This window comes from Stutzerimonas stutzeri, assembly GCF_002890915.1.
In the GTDB taxonomy this organism is placed as follows: Bacteria; Pseudomonadota; Gammaproteobacteria; order Pseudomonadales; family Pseudomonadaceae; genus Stutzerimonas; species Stutzerimonas stutzeri_AF.
Genome location: NZ_POUT01000029.1, coordinates 1 through 2,635, shown reverse-complemented (window position 1 = coordinate 2,635; position 2,635 = coordinate 1). Strand labels below are relative to the sequence as shown.

Annotated in this window: 2 protein-coding genes; both read right to left on the bottom strand. The window is 60.8% G+C overall.

Going from position 1 to position 2,635, the window contains the following annotated elements; translation table 11 throughout:
• Positions 1 to 214: 214 nt before the first annotated feature.
• Entirely contained in the window at positions 215 to 841 is a 627-nt protein-coding gene (locus tag CXK94_RS22145) for a hypothetical protein (RefSeq protein WP_102895893.1), read from the bottom strand.
• A gap of 575 nt (positions 842 to 1,416) precedes the next feature.
• Positions 1,417 to 2,385, bottom strand: coding sequence for a hypothetical protein (locus tag CXK94_RS22140; protein ID WP_102895892.1), 969 nt, complete (start codon positions 2,383 to 2,385; stop codon positions 1,417 to 1,419).
• Positions 2,386 to 2,635 lie beyond the last annotated feature (250 nt).

The window sequence follows — 2,635 nt, the reverse complement described above, 5'->3', positions numbered from 1 at the left end:
TCGTATAACTGAACAGCTCGTTTTGTTTGAGGTCGAGTCCACGCATCGGCTTGGGCTGGCTTCGGCAGAAGAGGATGGCCGCCATTTTGCCAGAGCCACGCGGGCTCTGGCTTTTTTCAACGGCCTGTTAGGGGCCAGACAGGGGAGTCATCGAGCAGGCTGGCATATCCGGATGGTTTCGATCCGTACATATAGTTCGATGAGCCCTCATTGGCTAGCGATGAGCGTTATCGAAGTCGTCAGCCTTGGGCGTGGCCTGGATACCTTTGGCTTCCTGGCTGCGGTAATAGGTTTCGATGCTCAAGTCGGGGTCGATCCTGGCCTGGAGGATGCAGGGCTGTTGTTGCCAGGGGTAGGCGGCCAGCTTTTCTCGCAGGCGTTTGCCTTCCTTGCGCTCCCAGGCCTTGGCATCGCTGTCGCGCCAGTAGCGCGGTGGGCGGTTGGTCGCGGCATCGTGGGCGGCGGTCAGCGGGTCGAGATGGCGGCTCTGCTCCAGAATGGGCATGTCGGGCAACGGTTGCTCGACGTCCATATAGCGCTGCAGGGTGTCCCAGAAGGCATGCAGGTTGGCCTTGTCGAGGCCCAGGCTGTGCAGCCGGCCGGCCAGGCAGATCTTGGTGCCGGTGTAGCGATGGTGCAGCCAGAGGCCGTAGTCATGCCCACCATGGGGTGTGACCATCAGTTGCATCAGCGGATCGAACTCGTAGAACGGCGCGACGAAGGGTTTGCGAAAGCGCCGGGCGATGGCCAGGGTGCCAGCCTGGCGGTTGAATTCGCTGCCGTCGTGTTCGTAGAAGCGGGCATAGAGCCCAAGCAGGGCATCGGCGCCGATCAGGGCCATGAAGAACAGGAACATGCCGAACCAGAAGGCGGTGTGCTCGGCCCAGAAGCCCCAGAGCGCGCCATGGTGCCAGCTGATCACCGCAGCGGTGATCGCGGCGCCAGCAGCCATCAGCCAGTAAGCATAGTGTTGTTTTCTGGTGCCAAAAAGGAACATTGATAAAAAGGCAATTGCTAATGTAGCGAAGAGCGAAAAGTGCTCCAGTGTTTCGTTATCAGCAAATCCTAAATATTCAGCAACTTTTAGATCCCAGAAAAACCATGGAAAAAAAAAGCAACTCCATTTCGTGATAAACAATAAATGTGGAATCTTGCTGATATTTTCAAAGCGCCAACGCTGTGAGTCACAGAAGATACGCTGCGGACGCTTCTCCTGTTCCTGCCGCTCATAAGCCCTATGCAAATCGGCATTGAGCTGGTATTCCACTTCAGTGGCCGAATCCAGCCCCGCGTAATGCCCCCAGCGCAAGGCGCTGTGCATAAGGCCGGCCCGCTCATCCTCACCAGGCGGCAGGTCGGGAATGCCGCTGGCTCGATAGGCGCCGGGGCCGTAGGGGATGTTCTGTTCCTGTACGCTCATTCCCTGAACTCGCTGATTTCGATCTGCCAATAGGGTACGTCATCCGGCTGGGCCTTCGCCGCCGGGCGGTTTCTGAAGGCGGGTTCATAGGCCTGCCAGCGCTTGGGCGTCGGCTGCGGCAGGACCAGCGTCTGCGTGCCGTCGCCTTCCTGGCACAGGTGAAACTGGGCGCTGACCTTGAACCGCCGGGTAACGGTATTGTGATGGCGCTGCAGCGGCGACAGCTGCAGCCGGGGAAACTGGTGGGGCAGGATATAGAGCACGCTGCTCTCGTCCAGCGGCAGGGCGCTCAGCTTGGCGGCGTCGACGCCCCGGCGTTCGACGCGCTCCACATTGAACGCCCCCGTAAGCGGCAGCACGGCCAGTTGTTCTTCGGCGTACAACTGGAAGTCGTGCTCGCCACGGAACATGGCCAGCAGCGGCGAGTGGATGGTCAGTACCCAGTCATCGTCCGCAAAAGGCTGCCGGGCCGGATCGGCGCAACTCCAATAGCTGTCGGGGGCATTGGCCTGGCGCTCGGCTTCGACTTCCCGCATCAGCGCGCGCTGCGCCGGCGGCGCCTGTTCGCGCCAGTCCGCCAGGCGTGCGACCCGGAGCACCGGCTTGCCGAGGATACCGAGGAGCTGGGTATAGGCGCTCTGCGGGTCTTGCAGATGGGCGAAGCGTCGATCGTCGCCCAGCAGGCTGTCGAGCAGGCCGGCCTGGCCGTGGTCGCGGCCGAAGGGGCCGTTCTTCAACAGCGCCTCGGCATCGCTGTCGACCAGCCAGTTGGCCAGGAGGCTGCCGCCGATAAACAGTACGCCACCGGCCACCAGTACGAAGGGGTTGATGGCCATGCCCGCGGCGTAGGCTGTCCAGGCCGCACCGCCAGCAGCGGCAACACCATAGGCCAGAGAGGCATCATGGTCGCCCTGGTGCCAGGCGCGCTTGGCATCCCAGACCGTAAGGATTGTGGTGAAGGCCATTGCCCAACTTGAGACTGTTCGTAGCATCGGCAATTTGGTGCTGCCGGTCTGCTCATAGAGATTGGCTGCCCAACTAACCGAAATCTTCGACACATCGAAGCGGGGCTTGTTGAGGGCTTTCACTAGCAGGCCGTTGAAAAACTCGGCTTCAACTGCCCCAACCCGTCCGGTTTGGCGCTTTTTCAAGCGCTTTGGCCTAACGGAGTCCAAACAAGGCCTGACTTCAGGCCTTTTTGACAGGTTTCAGCAC

Excerpts from the sequence above, each read along its gene's own strand:
- CXK94_RS22145 (WP_102895893.1), bottom strand. The coding sequence starts at position 841 with ATGGCCCTGATCGGCGCCGATGCCCTGCTTGGGCTCTATGCCCGCTTC.
- CXK94_RS22140 (WP_102895892.1), bottom strand. The coding sequence starts at position 2,385 with ATGGCCTTCACCACAATCCTTACGGTCTGGGATGCCAAGCGCGCCTGG.